This is a genomic window from Blautia liquoris (assembly GCF_015159595.1).
GTDB lineage: Bacteria > Bacillota > Clostridia > Lachnospirales > Lachnospiraceae > Novisyntrophococcus > Novisyntrophococcus liquoris.
The window spans coordinates 938,400-954,822 of sequence record NZ_CP063304.1; the positions used below are offsets into that span (position 1 = coordinate 938,400).

General features: G+C 42.8%; 17 protein-coding genes and 1 other annotated feature. Of the genes, 16 read left to right on the forward strand and 1 reads right to left on the reverse strand.

Annotated features, from left to right (window positions below):
* Window positions 1-52: 52 nt before the first annotated feature.
* Window positions 53-541, forward strand: a complete 489-nt coding sequence (locus tag INP51_RS04260) for a deoxycytidylate deaminase (protein WP_193736490.1) — start codon at window positions 53-55, stop codon at window positions 539-541.
* A 69-nt stretch (window positions 542-610) separates the two neighbouring features.
* Here the strand turns inward: INP51_RS04260 and proS are convergent, their stop codons facing one another.
* Window positions 611-2,050, reverse strand: coding sequence for a proline--tRNA ligase (gene proS, locus INP51_RS04265; protein ID WP_193736491.1), 1,440 nt, complete (start codon window positions 2,048-2,050; stop codon window positions 611-613).
* A gap of 62 nt (window positions 2,051-2,112) precedes the next feature.
* Window positions 2,113-2,326 (reverse strand) — a binding site (T-box leader).
* A gap of 145 nt (window positions 2,327-2,471) precedes the next feature.
* Between proS and INP51_RS04270 the strand changes: the two genes are divergently transcribed.
* The 15 genes from INP51_RS04270 to ftsH all read left to right on the forward strand — a co-directional run bounded on the left by INP51_RS04270 (window position 2,472) and on the right by ftsH (window position 16,152).
* Window positions 2,472-3,221: a class I SAM-dependent methyltransferase gene (locus INP51_RS04270; RefSeq protein ID WP_193736492.1), complete on the forward strand. Its 750-nt coding sequence runs from the start codon at window positions 2,472-2,474 to the stop codon at window positions 3,219-3,221.
* Window positions 3,222-3,244: 23 nt separating this feature from the next.
* A complete protein-coding gene (locus INP51_RS04275) occupies window positions 3,245-3,463 on the forward strand; it encodes a hypothetical protein (protein ID WP_193736493.1) in 219 nt (72 codons plus the stop codon).
* Window positions 3,464-3,552: 89 nt separating this feature from the next.
* On the forward strand, window positions 3,553-4,440 hold the full coding sequence (locus INP51_RS04280; protein ID WP_193736494.1) for a hypothetical protein: 888 nt from the start codon (window positions 3,553-3,555) through the stop codon (window positions 4,438-4,440).
* Between the two features lie 237 nt (window positions 4,441-4,677).
* Window positions 4,678-6,027: a CCA tRNA nucleotidyltransferase gene (locus INP51_RS04285; RefSeq protein WP_193736495.1), complete on the forward strand. Its 1,350-nt coding sequence runs from the start codon at window positions 4,678-4,680 to the stop codon at window positions 6,025-6,027.
* A gap of 83 nt (window positions 6,028-6,110) precedes the next feature.
* A complete protein-coding gene (locus INP51_RS04290) occupies window positions 6,111-7,082 on the forward strand; it encodes a CotS family spore coat protein (protein WP_193736496.1) in 972 nt (323 codons plus the stop codon).
* Window positions 7,083-7,194: 112 nt separating this feature from the next.
* Window positions 7,195-8,928: a phospho-sugar mutase gene (locus tag INP51_RS04295; RefSeq protein WP_193736497.1), complete on the forward strand. Its 1,734-nt coding sequence runs from the start codon at window positions 7,195-7,197 to the stop codon at window positions 8,926-8,928.
* A 99-nt stretch (window positions 8,929-9,027) separates the two neighbouring features.
* Window positions 9,028-9,324: an HU family DNA-binding protein gene (locus INP51_RS04300; RefSeq protein ID WP_193736498.1), complete on the forward strand. Its 297-nt coding sequence runs from the start codon at window positions 9,028-9,030 to the stop codon at window positions 9,322-9,324.
* A gap of 4 nt (window positions 9,325-9,328) precedes the next feature.
* Window positions 9,329-9,568: an RNA-binding S4 domain-containing protein gene (locus INP51_RS04305; protein ID WP_193736499.1), complete on the forward strand. Its 240-nt coding sequence runs from the start codon at window positions 9,329-9,331 to the stop codon at window positions 9,566-9,568.
* 64 nt (window positions 9,569-9,632) lie between these two features.
* Window positions 9,633-9,911, forward strand: a complete 279-nt coding sequence (yabP, locus tag INP51_RS04310; RefSeq protein WP_193736500.1) for a sporulation protein YabP — start codon at window positions 9,633-9,635, stop codon at window positions 9,909-9,911.
* 5 nt (window positions 9,912-9,916) lie between these two features.
* Window positions 9,917-10,447: a spore cortex biosynthesis protein YabQ gene (gene yabQ / locus INP51_RS04315; protein WP_193736501.1), complete on the forward strand. Its 531-nt coding sequence runs from the start codon at window positions 9,917-9,919 to the stop codon at window positions 10,445-10,447.
* A 34-nt stretch (window positions 10,448-10,481) separates the two neighbouring features.
* Window positions 10,482-10,712 carry an FtsB family cell division protein gene (locus INP51_RS04320; protein WP_268885825.1) on the forward strand — a complete coding sequence of 77 codons (231 nt, stop codon included), beginning with the start codon at window positions 10,482-10,484 and terminating at the stop codon, window positions 10,710-10,712.
* 132 nt (window positions 10,713-10,844) lie between these two features.
* Entirely contained in the window at window positions 10,845-12,329 is a 1,485-nt protein-coding gene (locus tag INP51_RS04325; RefSeq protein WP_193736503.1) for a SpoIIE family protein phosphatase, read from the forward strand.
* Between the two features lie 15 nt (window positions 12,330-12,344).
* Window positions 12,345-13,763, forward strand: coding sequence for a tRNA lysidine(34) synthetase TilS (tilS, locus tag INP51_RS04330; RefSeq protein WP_193736504.1), 1,419 nt, complete (start codon window positions 12,345-12,347; stop codon window positions 13,761-13,763).
* Window positions 13,756-14,283 (forward strand): hypoxanthine phosphoribosyltransferase, encoded by a 528-nt coding sequence (hpt, locus tag INP51_RS04335; protein ID WP_193736505.1) that lies wholly within the window; start codon window positions 13,756-13,758, stop codon window positions 14,281-14,283. Before tilS ends, hpt begins: the two co-directional genes overlap by 8 nt.
* An 18-nt stretch (window positions 14,284-14,301) precedes the next feature.
* On the forward strand, window positions 14,302-16,152 hold the full coding sequence (gene ftsH / locus INP51_RS04340) for an ATP-dependent zinc metalloprotease FtsH (protein ID WP_334298167.1): 1,851 nt from the start codon (window positions 14,302-14,304) through the stop codon (window positions 16,150-16,152).
* Window positions 16,153-16,423 lie beyond the last annotated feature (271 nt).

Here is a 16,423-nt window from a genome sequence, read left to right on the forward strand (position 1 = left end):
CATGTGTGAGCACGAAGTGTAACAAAGTGGCAGTATGCCATGGGAGATTTTTATGAGCGAAAAAAGAAATGATTATATATCATGGGATGAATATTTTATGGCAGTCGCAAAGCTTGCGGGTATGCGTTCGAAGGATCCACACTCGCAGGTAGGAGCCTGTATAGTAAGTCCTGATAACAAGATCCTCTCCATGGGTTATAATGGACTGCCGACCGGCTGTTCGGATGACGAATTCCCGTGGGGAAGGGATGGTGAAGATCCGCTTAGAAGTAAGTATTACTATGTAACTCACAGTGAATTGAACGCAATCTTGAATTACCGTGGAGGAAGCCTGGAAGGGGCGAAGATGTATGTATCCCTTTTTCCCTGCAATGAATGCGCCAAGGCAATTATTCAGTCTGGGATTAAGACTGTGATCTATGACTGCGACAAGTACGACAAGACTCCCGAAGTCATCGCTTCCAAGATGATGTTCCAGGCTGCGAGAGTGAGTTTCCAAAAATATGAGCCTACACACAGAGAGATTACAATTACGGTGTAGACGAATCTGTTATAAGAAAGCACCATCAGAGAAATAAATCTTCTGATGGTGCTTTTAGAATTCTCTGCTTTAATAAGCACGTCCCCAGTATACCATTTTCTTCGCCGGTTTTCCACAGCAGATACAAGTTTTGCCGATAGGTTCTTGGTCAAAGGGGATGCAGCGGCTGGTAGCTCCGGTATCTTCTCTGATCTTGTCTTCACACGCCGCATCTCCGCACCACATTGCACGGACAAAGCCCGGTTTGCGTTCAATGGTGGCCTGGAATTCCGGATAGCTCTTTGCCTCATAGGTGTGAGAGTTGAGATGCTCTAATGCACGGGTATACATATCACTTTGAATCGTATCCAAAAGTTCCCCTGTCTTTTCGGGAAGTTCATCGAGGGAAACAATCATTTTTTCTCTGGTGTCACGGCGCACCAGGACAGCCTGATTTTTTTCGATATCCTTCGGTCCGAGTTCGATGCGAAGTGGAACACCTCTCATTTCCTGTTCGGAAAACTTCCATCCCGGGCTCTTGTCGGAATCATCAACTTTTACACGAATCGCTGCTTCTTTGAGGGATTTTTCCACTTCATGGGATTTCTCCATCACACCGTGGGCATCCTGGCGGATCGGAACAACCATAACCTGGGTTGGAGCGATTTTCGGCGGAAGTTTTAAGCCGCTGTTATCACCGTGCACCATAATGATGGCACCAATGATACGGGTGGACAGTCCGAATGATGTCTGATATACATATTGCAGCTTGTTGTCTTTGTCGGTATATTGAATATCATAGGCACGTGCGAAACCATCTCCGAAGTAATGACTGGTTCCGGACTGAAGGGCTTTTCCATCGTGCATCAGGGCTTCGATTGTATAGGTAGACTCAGCACCTGAGAATTTTTCCTTCTCAGTCTTTTGACCCTTAATTACAGGAATTGCAAGTACTTCTTCGCAGAAATCAGCGTAGACATTTAACATTTGAATGGTTCTTTCTTTGGCTTCTTCTGCAGTGGCATGGGCTGTATGCCCTTCCTGCCATAAAAACTCTCTGGAGCGTAGGAATGGTCTCGTTGTCTTTTCCCAGCGGACAACCGAGCACCACTGATTGTATACCTTCGGAAGATCTCTGTGAGAGTGTATTTCCTTTGAATAGAAGTCACAGAATAATGTTTCCGAAGTAGGCCTTACGCATAGACGTTCCTGAAGCGGCTCAAGCCCCCCTTGAGTTACCCAGGCAACTTCCGGTGCGAATCCCTCCACATGATCCTTTTCTTTTTCCAGAAGGCTTTCCGGAATGAAGATAGGAAGATACACATTTTCCACACCGGTTTCTTTAAAACGGCGGTCAACTTCGTTTTGGATGTTTTCCCAGATTGCATAGCCTGCAGGTTTGATGACCATACAGCCCTTTACACTGGTATAATCCGTAAGTTCGGCCTTCAGCACAACATCTGTGTACCACTTTGCAAAATCATCTTCCATGGAAGTGATTGCTTCTACAAGTTTCTTTTCCTTTGCCATAAAAATCTCCCTTTCAGTAAGATAAAAGCAGCATTGACATAAAAAAACCATCGCATCCCTGCAAAAGGGACCGATAGTTATTCTTCGGCGGTACCACCCTGATTAGCTGTTAATTTATCTCACAACTCTCTTTTCTACGCTTTAACGCAGCAGCTACGTTCTGTTTTCACAGACAACTCCAAGGTGGGTTCCATGCATTCCAAACAGGATCTTTCACCGGACGAATCCCTCTCTGCAGATGATCGTGCATGTACTGTTCCTTTTCAACGTCAATTACATGTGATAAGTGTAAGATATGAAGGGAAGTTTGTCAAGAGGGCACTTGAAAAAACCTGTGAATTGTATGTGTGTTTGTTTGCAGTTGTGAACTGCGTGTAGTATGTTATACTATAATGGAAGCTTTGATAAAGGAGGCGCGCTTATGAACTACCAGGAAATAAATTCAAAAGTAATTGACAGCTGGGTCAAAGAAGGCTGGGAATGGGGAAAACCGATTTCCCACGATATTTATGAGGATGCGAAAAAAGGTATCTGGGATGTTCTGCTGACGCCGACCAGGTATGTACCTCATGAGTGGTTTGGAGAACTTCAAGGGAAGAAAGTCCTTGGACTCGCCAGTGGAGGCGGACAGCAGATACCAATATTTACAGCTCTCGGATCGGAATGCACCGTTCTGGATTATTCTGAAAAGCAGTTGGAGAGTGAGCGGTTGGTGGCAGGCAGGGAAGGGTATTCTGTTCGTATCATCAAGGCAGATATGACAAAAAGACTGCCATTTTCTGATGCCGAATTCGACGTGATTTTTCATCCGGTGTCAAACTGCTATGTTGAAGAAGTACAACCAATTTTTAAAGAATGTTATCGGGTATTAAAGTCTGGTGGGATTTTTCTGGCAGGGCTTGATAATGGGATAAATTATATCTTTGATGATGATGAGAAAATTCTTGTCAATACATTGCCTTTTAACCCACTGAAAGATGAAAACCAGATGAATCAACTTAATGAGTCAGATTGCGGGGTACAGTTTTCTCACACCCTGGAGGAACAGATTGGCGGACAGCTAGAGGCTGGTTTTATTCTCACAGACCTATATGAGGATACCAATGGTACCGGAAATCTGCATGAGCATAACATACCAACCTTTTTTTCAACAAGGGCAATAAAACTATAAGAAATATAAAGGAGCGGCAGTCTATGCTGGATGCATATCCATCCCTGCAGAATATGTATCAAAGAGAAAGCAGGGTTACACCTCCGAGGATGGCACTATACAAGTCAACCCCAAACGCATCGGCTTTGGAATTAGGGGTTAAAAAAATATTCCTCTCATATAGTATATGGGAGGTTTTATTATGGTTTTTAAGATTAACAAAAAGAAGGTTCTATTATGTATTAGCATTTTCCTTTGCATGATAATCGTACTGATTGTGTTCATAATTTCAACCAGTTCTAATGATAATATAATGTCAGGAGGCAGATTACACCCTTCTTTACACACAATTATGGCAGAAGCATTACCCATTTCAAATCAGCAGGATACAAAGATTAGTGAGCGATTTCAAAGACCATCAAAACAATTGCCGTTACCTGATCACTATTCATTTCATGACTTTGAAAAAGAAAATGACGAGCCGCCGCTTATAAATAAAAAATTTGAAACTCCCGAAGATTTATTGCTTGCATATTACGGGATACTTAGAGCTGCCTCAAATATGTTAGGATATTCCGGTGGGTGTGGTTCTATTGGCGAATCAGGGCTGCCATATCCTTATGCATATGAGCTTCTTACAAAGGAAAAGCAAAAGGAAATATCTTTAGATCAATTTATCGATTCATTTAAGGGCATTGGTTATACAACACTTTTAAAAATAGTTCCCGCCTATGCCCCTCCGGATACTCCGGAAAACATAAAATATTATTTGATTGAAATTGAATTAATAACGGGGCCAAAGGCAAATAATGATAAAGAATATAATAAAGGTTCTTATTTTGCATATTATTATGGATTGGTTACAGTAGAAAAAACGCCAAAGGATGGCTGGAAAATAAAAGATATTGACTACATACCCGAGGATTTTTTGTGCGCTCCTGTACATAGTTGGTTTTATTTGTCTGATGCAGTGGTTCAAATTGTTTATGAGGATAATATGAAAATCGTTGAAAAAATAGACAGGACAAAACAAAAAGGTGATATGATATATATCTATGCTTCGGGGAATGGCAGGCAATATAGGTTTGATTTTATCAGGCTTACCAATGGTTATGACATTTTGCTCCATGAAAATGTGTTTGAAAATGGAGTGTGGAAAGAAGTACAATTATTAACGGATGACTGGAAAGATTTCAAACTTACAATTAATAACAGTCAAATAATGTCTTCCATTCTGTGAGTGGGTGTGGAATATGTTAAGCGGCGGACTGGTTCAGGATATTTGAAGTAAATAGACAGCAGAGTTAATCACGATATATGGGACGTACAGCAGGACGGGATTTGAATCCGTCCTGTTTTACTTTTGACCCTTACAATAAGATATATAAGAAATCAAGATTGTGTTTGATATTATTTGTGATATAAGGTAAAATAAAGAAAATTGACAAGCGGTTTTACTATTATGGAGGAAATTGGATTGAAATTAAAATTACCGGCAAGTGTGGATGCGATTATTAGCAGTCTTCAGGCAAAAGGGTATGAAGCTTATGCCGTAGGCGGCTGTGTCCGTGACTATATTTTGAACCGAAAACCAGACGACTGGGATATTACCACTTCTGCGACACCCTGGCAGGTAAAGGAGATTTTTAACCGGACCATTGATACTGGTCTGCAGCATGGAACCGTGACGGTGCTTTTTGGCGGGAATGCACATGAAGTGACGACTTATCGTATCGATGGTGATTATGAAGATGGAAGGCATCCAAAGGAGGTTACATTTACTGCTTCTCTTGAGGAAGATTTAAAACGCAGAGATTTTACGATCAATGCGATGGCATATAATGACAAAGAAGGACTTGTCGACCTCTATGGAGGGCTTTCGGATCTGCAGAGAAGCTGTATTCGCTGCGTGGGTGATCCTGTAGAACGTTTTGGAGAGGATGCACTGAGAATTCTAAGGGCACTGAGATTCGCTGCTCAGTTAGATTTCAGTATAGAGCAGAACACCTATAACGCAATCCGTGGGATGGCTCATACGTTAAAAAAAATCAGTGCGGAGCGGATTGCTGCGGAACTGATCAAGCTTTTAACATCCGGACACCCGGAATATATGGAACATGCATATGATCTTGGAATTACAAGGGTGATTCTTCCAGAGTTTGACGCAATGATGCACACACCTCAGAATAATCCGCATCACTGTTATCCAGTGGGACGTCACACCATTGAAAGCCTGAAATACGTGCCCGCTGACAAAATTCTTCGGTTTACGATGCTCTTTCACGACATGGGAAAACCATCCTGCCGTGTCACAGACGCAGATGGAATTGATCATTTTAAAGGTCATGCTCAGGCTGGTATGGAGATTTCGCGTAAAGTGATGCAGAGGCTGAAAATGGACAATGATACGATCTATCAAGTGACGAATCTGATCAAGTGGCATGATTACCGGATGGAAGCGACACAGGAGAACGTCAGGGTCATGCTCAACAGGATTGGACCGGATCTTTTTTTGAAATGGCTGGATGTCCAGTATGCAGACACCATGGCTCAAAGTGGGTATTATCGGAAGGAAAAATTGCAGAGAATTACAGATGTAAAGAAGTGCTATGAAGAAGTGACAGATGCCGGACAGTGTTATTCTCTGAAAAACTTAAAACTAACAGGACAGGATCTGATTTCTATGGGAGTGAAACCCGGTCCCAGAATTGGACAGATGCTCAACCTGGCACTGGAACAAGTATTGAAATGTCCTGAGAAAAATCAGCGGGATTATCTTCTGTTTTATGCAGATACACTCATCGCTGAAGATAAAACAGACAAGTAATACAGCTGTTAGCATGATACCAATTCCCTTTGCATACGATAGAAAGACAAGGAATCTTCTATTGATGAAAAGGGGGAGCATGCGTGTACGATCGTGGTTTATGGATATTAGAACAGTATGGATTGACAGCAAAGACATCCTGCAAAGGCAGAGGCGTCATGCTTTACGAAACAGAAGAAGGGTGGGTCAGCATTAAGGATTGCAGCAGTACCGAGGGCAAACTTGCTTTACAGTACACGCTGATGGAGCAGGTAAAAGCTGCGGGATTCCCTTATCTGGACCGCCTTTTGAGAAATCTTGACGGGAACTTATTGTCTTATGACAGGGAGGACCATGCATACGTAGTCCGGGCCTGGTATTCCGGCAAAGAGTGTGACACTCGTTCTATCTCAGATATTGAGAAGGCGGTGGAAACTCTTGCATCTATACATAAAGCGATGCGCCTTGAAGTAAAAGAAGAGTATACAAGGGAAACTTTGATTCACGAATGCACACGGCATAATGCAGAGATAAGAAAAACCAGAAAATATATTCTCAAACGGAGAAAAAAGAACTCATTTGAAATGAACTTACTCTTTAGCGTTGAACCTTTTTTGGAGTGTGGCGAACAGATGGTGGAGGAACTAGAACATTCGGGCTATGAAACCTTAAGGGAACAGAATCTGAAGGCCGGCAGCATCTGCCACGGGGACTATAACCAACATAATGTATTATTTTCTGGAAACAGAACTATTGTGACGAACTTTGATAAGTGGAACTACGACATTCAGACGGCAGACCTCTATCATTTTATGAGAAAGATATTGGAAAAACACAACTGGGATATTGCGCTTGGTGTGGGGATGCTTGAGACCTATCAGAAAGTGAGACCCTTATCTGACGCTGAGCTTTACGATTTGAGACTTCGACTTTCCTATCCCTGGAAATTTTGGAAACTGGTCAATCATTATTCGAATAACAATAAGGTCTGGATTTCGGGGAAAAACATGGAAAAACTCGATCAACTTCAGGCACAATACGACAGTTGGCAGTATTTTTTGAAAAATGCTTTCTAGACATTCCCTTTTATTATGTTTTGGTATATAATCATCTGTATGAATGTCGATGATACCACGGACCTTGATTCTGGTATCATGTTATATACTATTACTATAAATGGAGGTATGTATGGACTATAAGGAGATTTATGAGTCGTGGTTAAACAACCCATATTTTGATGAGAAAACTAAGGATGAACTGCGTTCCATTGCCGATGATGATAAGGAGATCAAAGAACGCTTCTACAGAGATCTGGAATTTGGAACCGCAGGTCTGCGCGGCATCATCGGAGCAGGGACAAACCGCATGAATATCTATGTCATCCGCAAGACAACTCAGGGTCTGGCGAACTATATCCACTCTGTGGATGAAAAGTCAGGGGGTGTTGCAATCGCATACGATTCCCGGCATATGTCGCCGGAATTTGCCCGGGAGGCAGCTCTGTGTCTTGCTGCAAATGGAATCAAAGCATATATCTTTGAGTCGCTTCGCCCGACACCGGAGCTTTCCTTTGCTGTCCGGAAACTGGGATGTATTGCGGGAATCAATATCACCGCCAGTCATAACCCGCCGAAATATAACGGCTACAAGGTATATTGGCAGGATGGAGCACAGATTACACCTCCGCATGATACCGGGATCATGGCAGAGGTAAAAAAAGTGACCGACTTTAAAACCGTCAAGACCATGAGCAAAGAGGAGGCAAAAAAAGCCGGATTATATCAGGTCATCGGCTCTGAGATTGATGACACCTACATTACAGAGCTAAAAAAACAGGTTCTGCATATGGATGCCATCAAAGAGGCAGCAAAGGATCTCAAGATTGTTTATTCACCGCTTCACGGAACTGGAAATATACCCGCGAGACGTGTTCTTAAGGAACTTGGCTTTGAAAATGTCTATGTTGTAAAAGAGCAGGAGCTGCCAAATGGTGATTTTCCGACTGTGAGTTATCCGAATCCCGAAACGGACGAGGCATTCGACCTGGGTCTGCAGCTTGCAGAGGAAGTGGGAGCGGATTTGGTTCTGGCTACAGATCCGGATGCAGATCGTCTGGGTGTTCGAGTTCGCGATAAAAACGGTGAATATCATACTCTTACCGGCAATATGTCAGGATGCCTGCTTGCCGATTACGAAATTGGACAGAGGAAAGTGATAACCGGACTTCCGGATGACGGTGCATTAATCAAGACGATCGTGACGACGAATATGGCAGATGCGATTGCAGAATATTACCATGTCAGGCTGATTGAAGTTCTTACAGGATTTAAGTATATCGGGCAGCAGATCCTCGGATTCGAGAAAAGCGGAAAAGGAAGTTATTTATTTGGCTTTGAAGAGTCCTATGGATGTCTGATCGGTACGTATGCCCGTGATAAAGATGCGATTGTTGCAACTATGGCTCTGTGTGAAGCAGCGGCATACTATAAGACGAAGAATATGACGCTGTGGGATGCCATGATCTCGCTTTATGAGAGATATGGTTATTATAAAGATGAGATTTCCTCTATCACACTTGAGGGGATTGAGGGACTGGAAAAGATCGAGAAGATTATGTCAGCACTTCGAAAGAATCCTCCAAAAAAGCTGGGAAATTATAAAGTACACACATTTCGTGATTACGAAGAGGACAAGATAGTAAATGTGGGTACAGGAGTCATAAAACCCACCAACCTGCCCGCATCTAATGTTCTATATTTTGATTTAAGCGACGATGCCTGGCTTTGCGTGAGACCATCCGGGACCGAGCCAAAAGTTAAGATATATTATGGGGTGAAGGGGACCTCGCTTTGCGATGCCGATGAAAAATCCAAGGTTCTGGGCAAAGATGCCAAGGAGTTGATCGCACAGATGATGGAGTGACCTAAAAATAGGAAAAAACCTCTAAAAAGCTAAGAAATGCGGGAAATTCCTTGACAAATGAAGATACAGAGTATATAAATAATTGTAGAGTTAAATTAGATGAAAGTACAGGAGGAATCACTCATGAACAAAACAGAATTAGTTGCAGCTATCGCTGAGCAGACACAGTTATCAAAAAAAGACGCAGAGGCTGCTTTGAAAGCTTTTACAGATGTGGTAGCAGATGAATTGAAAAAAGGCGGTAAGGTACAACTGGTTGGCTTTGGAACGTTTGAAGTATCCGAACGTGGAGAGAGAGAGGGAAGAAATCCTCAGACTGGTGAGACTATGATTATCAAAGCTTCCAAATCCCCGAAATTTAAAGCCGGAAAAGCTTTAAAAGATATGATGAATTAATCATATGCGATTAGACAAGTTTTTGAAAGTATCCCGATTGATCAAACGCAGAACCGTTGCAAACGAAGCATGTGATGCAGGACGTGTTCTTGTCAATGACCGTCCGGCCAAAGCATCTGTGAAGGTTAAGCCGGGAGACATTCTGGAGATCCGCTTCGGAAGCAAAGCGGCAAAAGTCGAGATTCTTAATGTGCAGGAAACTGTTCGCAAAGAAGATGCCGACAAGATGTATCGCTATTTATAAAGTGTAATAGTTAAGTGAAAGCCCCCATATAATAAGAAAGAAGTTATATGGAGGCTTTTTTTATATGGATGAACATTCCGGCGGACTGCATCAGATAAAGCTCACGAACAAAAGCAGCGGAACCATAAGCGGTGTGGTGGACGTGCTGTCTTTTGATGAAAATGAAATCCTGCTGGATACCACCGAGGGGAGGCTGATCATAAAAGGAAAAAATTTACATGTCGGGCGGCTGCAGCTGTCGGAGGGTGAAGTTGATCTGGACGGAGAGGTGGAAAGCCTTGTATATAGTTCTAAGGGACCGAAAGAAAAGAACGGTTCCCTGATTAAGCATTTATTCGGGTAAAATATATGAGCGCATATATGGGCAGAGAGCTTCTGCTGTTTACAAAATCTATCTGGTACGGTGCCCTCCTGGTACTCACCTATGACATCCTTAAGATCTGCCGCAATGTAATCAGACACAGTAATGCTTTTACAACATTCGAAGATCTGGTCTACTGGATATTCTGCGCTCTTTTTCTGTTTGCAAGGTTCTTTAAGGAGAACAGTGGTATCTTAAGAGGGTATCTGGCGGCGGGGATTGTGGTCGGAAGTCTGGCGTGCTATTTCAGCATCAGCCCTGTTTTTGTAAGATTCTTTACATTTTTGTCTAAAAAGGTTTGGAAAGTACTTTTAATACCGCTGAAAATTGTAAAAAAAGTGATAAAAAGGTTGAAATCTAGTCTGTTTCAAGGTAAAATGTTTGTGAAACGCAAGATCGGTTCCGGAGTAAAAGGCCTGGGGAGGCATTTCCGGAATAATAATAAGGGTGAGGAAGCAGATGAAGAAAAAAAAGGCAGGCAAAAAAAGACGCGAAAGCGCAAAAAGCAGAAAAAATAAAGCTGCTATGTGCTGTATTTCTTTTGTTGTGACAATGTTGTTGGCAGTTTTACTATTTGAAGGCCATTCGATGAAGATGAAAATTCATGCGAATGAGGAGAGAACTGCAAAGCTTGAAAAGCAGATAGAAAAAGAAAACAAAAGAACGGATGATATCAACAGTCTTTCTGATTATATGCAAAGCGATGAGTATCTTGAAAAGTCTGCGAAAGAAAAACTTGGTCTTGTTAAGGAGAATGAGATTATCTTTAAAGAGTCGAAGTAGCAGGTAAAGAGTCGAAACAGAAAGCATTTTTTGGCGAAAAGTTTTTTTGATTTCTATGTTCTTTTGACATTTTTTTTACAATTGAACGGTTATAATATTCCATTAGTACAGGGTGAAGAGGAGGAGTATTATATGCCGGGTTGGATCATTGCCATGTTCGCAATCGGCGGTCTGCTGGTTGTACGGGACATGGCATTCACTGTTTTAAGGACAAGAAAAGGCAGGGTGGAATCGGAGATCTATGACAAACACCCGCAGAAAGAACAGATGGAACAATATGCACATTCTTTCCAGAAACTGGCGAATACATTCTACAGCATGCCATATCGGAAAGACCATTTATCGAATCAGGAAAAAGATGAGATCTTAAAGCAGCTTCAGGAAGAGCTCTGTGATGGGTGCGCTAAATTTGACTCTTGCTGGAGACTTTGCTACCATCTCAATTACCAACAGGCTTGTGATCTGATCGGGACGCTGGAAGAGGGAGATCCGGATCAGATTACACGTGCACAAGGGGACTGGATGATACATTGTATTGATGGGGCTCATTACCTTGATCGCATGAAACAGCTTTTTTTTCATTCGAGACAGGCATTGGTCTGGAATAATAAGCTGATTGAGAACCGCCTTGCAGTTGCAGAGCAGCTGGGTGAGGTGGCGAACATTATGCAGAAGACAGCAGAAGATATCTACAGCATCAGTACTGTCCCAGACAATCTGGAGGATCAGGTGACAAAAGTTCTCCGAAAACAGCATGTGATCGTCAAGAAGATGTGGATGCTGGAAAAACCAGAGGATAAGATTCAGATATACGTCACAATGCGCGCTCGTGCAGGCCAGTGTGTGACATTACACGAAATTGCTAATATCTTATCGAAGATCTGTGGGACAACCCTTCGGGCTGTAAAAGAAGGCCATACGATCATCAATGGAGAGTATAATACCGTGCTTTTCATTGAAGATGTAAATTTTCGTGTCTTATATGGAGTTGCAAAGGTGACCAAAGCAAACGAAAGTATCTCCGGAGATAATTATATCTGTACCGATGACGGCGGACGATTCGTCATGTGTCTCTCTGATGGAATGGGGTCAGGGCTTGATGCCAACAAGGAGAGCGAAGCGGTTGTGGATCTGATGGAGCAGTTTATCAGCTCGGGTTTTTCAAAAGAAGCTGCGGCAAAGATGATTAATTCCGCACTGGTGCTTCAAAGAAGTGACGGAATGTTCTCGACAGTCGATCTTTGCTCTTTAGATCTGTACAGTGGGGTCTGTGAATTCTTAAAAGCAGGTGCTGCCACCACATTTATCAAAAGAGATCAGTGGGTGGAGACAATCACCTCCACAAGTATAGCAGCCGGCCTGGTGCAGCAGCTGGATTTTGACACGGCTTCAAAAAAACTGTATAATGGTGATTACCTGATTATGGTAACGGATGGAGTTTTAGATGCACTGCCTCTTTCGGAAGAAGAGGAGACTATGAAGGAAATTATTATGCAGATACATAGTACAACTCCTAAGGAGGTCGGTCGTGCAATACTGGAACGTGTGATGGCATACTGCGGCTATAAAGCCAAAGATGACATGACTGTGCTCGTTGCCGGTGTCTGGGAAAAATAGGAAACAGGTAATAATATGATTGAGGCTCGTGTTTATAAATTTATAAGAGAACATACTATGCTCTTTCCCGGCGATGTCTGTCTGGTCGGTTTGTCGGGGGGCGCTGATTCCGTATGTCTGTTGGTGTTGCTAAATCGTCTGAAGACAAAACTGGGGATTCAAATTCAGGCTGTGCATGTCAACCACAACATAAGAGGAGAGGAAGCCATAAGAGATGCCAGATATGCAAAAGATGTATGCCGTTCCCTCGACATTCCCTTCTATGAATATTCTTATCCGGTACAGGAGCTGGCAAGGGAGAAACATATGGGAACAGAAGAGATGGGAAGGCTAGTGCGTAAAAAAGCTTATACGGACTGTATGAACCGTCATGGAGCTACAAAACTTGCACTTGCACATCATCAAAATGATCTGACTGAGACTTTTTTGTTCCATTTGGCTCGGGGGACGTCGCTTAACGGGCTTGCAGCGATCCGGCCGGTGCGTGATAACGTAATCCGGCCACTTTTATGTGTCAGCCGGAAGGAAATTGAAGATTATTTAAATAAAAATAAGATTAGATATTGTGAGGACAGTACGAATGCGGAGGATGATTATACAAGAAATCGGATCCGTCATCATGTGCTGTCCTATTTGACGGAACATGTGAATAAGGAAACCGTTTCACATATATCGGCTGTATCCTTTGACATTCTGGAAGTGTTAGATTATATTGAAAGACAGGCGAAGAGGGTATCTGATCAAAGTATTGAATTCGTCTGTAGTCCAGATGCTTTCGATTCTCATAAAATCATAAAAGTAAAAATTAAGGAAAGTTTTTTTCAATATGATCATGTTCTGCAGAGAACGGCAGTGATGCGTGCTATTCAAACGCTCTGTGGGGAAAGCAGAAATATTACGAGAGAACATGTGGAAGGTGTGCTAAAGTTGTGGCAGGAACCGGTGGGAAAGCAGATTGATCTGCCTCATAAGATAACGGCTGTTCGAAATTATCATGATATAGAGCTCACGATGAAATGGATCAAGAATGATATCCGTGCTGGAGAAATTTACAGACTGCCGCTGGATCAGGAGATACAGTGGGGAAGTTTTCGTATGAAAGCAAAGGTTTTTCCTTATAACGGGCAATTAATTCCGGAAAAAACATGTACGAAATGGTTTGATTATGGTAAAATAAACCCAGATGTCGTGTTTCGTACCAGAAAAAGCGGTGATTATATTATGATAAATGCCTCGGGTGGTCATAAGAAGCTGAAAGATTATCTGATTGACTGCAAGATTCCAAGACATGAGCGTGATCAGCTGCTGTTGCTGACATCCGGGAGCGAAGTGCTCTGGGTTGTCGGATATCGGATTGGTGAATCCGCAAAGGTTGATGAAAACACAAAGCAGATATTAGAAATACAAGTAACAGGAGGAAATACGAATGAGTGAAAAGATTCGGGAATTGATTAGCGAGGAAAAGATAGATGCCCGGATTCGCGAAGTTGCAGAACGGATAAGCCGGGATTATGCCGGCAAGAAGCTGCATATGATCTGTGTATTGAAGGGCGGAGTGTTTTTTATGTGTGAACTGTCTAAGCGTATTACGGTTCCCGTGAGCCTAGATTTTATGTCGGTATCCAGCTATGGCAATGAGATGAATTCCAGCGGGGTTGTCAAGATTATAAAGGATCTGGATGAACCGTTGGAGGGAAAGGATGTATTGATTGTTGAGGATATCATTGATTCTGGAAGAACCCTGGGATATCTTATGGACATTCTGGAAAAAAGACATCCGGCGAGCTTAAAGCTCTGCACTCTGCTTGATAAGCCCGAAAGGCGTGTCGTAGACATACAGACGCAGTATTGCTGTTTCGAGATTCCGGATCAGTTTGTCGTCGGTTACGGACTGGACTATGCACAAAAATACAGAAACCTCCCCTACATCGGTGTGGTTGATTTTGAAGACTAAAGGAAAGGCTTGGTAGATATTTTGAAAAAACAAACCAGAGGAGTTGGCGGATACCTCATATTGGCATTGCTATTAATTGTCATACTGGGGTATCTTCCGGGACTGATCAAGAGGGGTCAGACAGTTTCAGAGAATACTTTTACAGAGGATTTAAAAAAGGGGAACATTCAGCAGATCGAGATTTCCCAGAACAGAGAAGTTCCGACGGGAAGTCTGTATTATACAACAGATGATGACAAAACCTCGACCTATGTGTTCAGTGATATCAGTAAATTGGAGAAACAACTTAAAGATGCAGGATTTACAAACTACAATCTGAAAGATGTTCCACATGACAGTAGTTTTCTAAATATTGTGTTTCCAATTCTGATCAGTGCGGTGATGGTAATCTTAGTTATGACGATGATGGGCCGTATGATGCAGGGAGCCAGCGGCGGAAGCAGCGGGAAGATGATGGATTTTGGAAAGAGTAATGCAAAAGTTGCATCGAAGAATGATCCGAAAACAACCTTTCGTGACGTTGCAGGTCTAAAAGAGGAGAAAGAAGATCTGGAAGAGATTGTGGATTTTCTGAAAAAACCTGAGAAATTTACAAAGGTAGGTGCCAGAATTCCCAAAGGGGTATTACTTGTCGGACCTCCGGGAACCGGTAAGACCTTACTTGCAAAAGCTGTAGCCGGAGAGGCTGGTGTTCCATTTTTCAGCATATCCGGTTCCGATTTTGTCGAAATGTTTGTAGGTGTCGGGGCATCTCGTGTGAGAGATTTGTTCGAAGAGGGAAAGAAACATGCTCCATGCATTATCTTTATCGACGAGATCGATGCAGTTGCAAGACGCCGTGGTACCGGAATGGGCGGCGGACATGATGAGCGTGAACAGACTCTGAATCAGCTGCTTGTCGAGATGGATGGATTTGGTATCAACGAGGGAATTATTGTCATAGCGGCGACAAACCGTGTAGATATTCTGGATCCGGCAATCTTAAGGCCCGGACGTTTTGACCGAAGAGTCGTTGTCGGTGCACCTGATGTCGACGGAAGAGAGGAAATTTTAAAAGTTCATGCCAAGGGCAAGCCATTTGCTGAGGATGTGGATTTAAGACAGATTGCCCAGACGACTGCAGGATTCACGGGTGCGGAGCTTGAGAACCTCCTGAATGAGGCTGCAATCATGGCTGCTAAAGATGGCAGGGCTTATCTGAAGCAGGACGATATCAAATCAGCCTTTGTGAAAGTTGGAATCGGAACTGAGAAGAAGAGCCGTGTGATTTCAGAAAAAGAAAAAAGAATCACTGCTTATCATGAGACGGGTCATGCGATTTTATTCCATGTACTTCCCGATATGGATCCGGTCTATACGATATCTATTATTCCTACCGGGCAGGGGGCAGCAGGTTATACAATGCCTCAGCCTGAAAATGATGAAATGTTCAATACCAGGGGAAAGATGCTTCAGTACATCATGGTTTCACTTGGCGGACGTGTGGCGGAGGAGCTGATTTTTGATGATATTACCACCGGGGCTTCGCAGGATATCAGACAGGCGACTAGGACGGCAAAAGCCATGGTTACAAAGTATGGTATGTCAGGCAAATTAGGGCTGGTGGATTACAGTGAAGAGGACTCAGATGAGGTGTTTATCGGAAGAGACTGGGGGCATACGAAGAATTTCAGCGAGGATGTACAGTCCACAATCGATGCAGAAGTTCATGCCATCATTGAAGAGTGTCATGAGAAGGCAAGAAAGATTATCTCTGAACACTCTTACGTACTCCATGAGGCTGCAAAACAGCTGATGACGAAAGAAAAGCTGAATCGTCAGGAGTTTGAGGCAATATTTGCAGAGGAGCCAAAAACTGTAGAGGGATGATAAAATAAAAATAGACAAAAATCGACACCGAATTTTGTGAAATTTGTTGAGACTTTTTGCCTGAGTTATGGTACTATAATAACTGTAAAATCCCCCAATACATTATATAGTTTTTGCTACACCCCATAAGAAGAAATACCTTCTCCAAAAGGACAGTGCCAGGCGGCACTGTCCTTTTTCGACATATCAAAAACTTGTTGTCTGATTCCTGAAATTAGGGTATGATAATATAAGGATCACAAGTATCATTGAGGGGAACGGAAATGAGGCT